The sequence below is a fragment of the Erwinia sp. 198 genome (assembly GCF_003937915.1).
In the GTDB taxonomy this organism is placed as follows: Bacteria; Pseudomonadota; Gammaproteobacteria; order Enterobacterales; family Enterobacteriaceae; genus Erwinia; species Erwinia aeris.
Window position 1 is genome coordinate 1 of the sequence record NZ_RHUM01000034.1, and the last position, 634, is coordinate 634.

A 634-nucleotide genomic window follows, 5' to 3' on the forward strand; every position below is an offset into this window, starting at 1 on the left:
GCCAACCCGGGTCTGGATAAAATCTTCGACAGGGAGAAAGAGCAGCGCCGGGTGGAGACGGTGCAGGCGGTGGTGGACATCGGCCTGCAGGCCAGCGATATCGTGAGGACGCAGGGCCAGATAGCGGCAACGAAGAAGGCCACGGACGCGCTGAACAAGGCCGGCCCGGAAGAGCTCAAGGCAGCGCAGAAAGCGTGGCAGAAGGCGAACCCGAACAAAACGCCGACGCAGGGCGATATCGTTCAGCAGCTGTACCAGACATCCTATAACAAAGCGATGCTGGACAGCGGTAAAGGAACGGGCGGGGCGCTCCAGCAGGGCATCAGCGCGGCGACGGCGGCGGCGGCGGCGCTGGCGGACGGCAACGTGGCGGGAGCCGTTGCGGGCGGTGCGGCGCCGTACCTGGCGGAGCTGATACATAAAGCGACCACCACCACGGATGCAAACGGCAAAGAGGTGGTGAACGTCGAGGCAAACCTGACAGCGCACGCGGTGCTGGGCGCGGCGGTGGCGCAGGCGTCGGGCGGTTCGGCGCTGGCGGGAGCGTCAGGCGGCGTGGCGGGCGAGTATATCGCGCAGCAGCTCTATCCGGGCGTTGACCGTGCAGACCTGAGCGAGGAGCAGCGTCAGACCA

1 pseudogene is annotated in these 634 nt (G+C 66.6%); it reads left to right on the forward strand.

The features are described from left to right. Positions 1–634: pseudogene (locus EGK14_RS21365) on the forward strand (hypothetical protein); the annotation flags it as partial.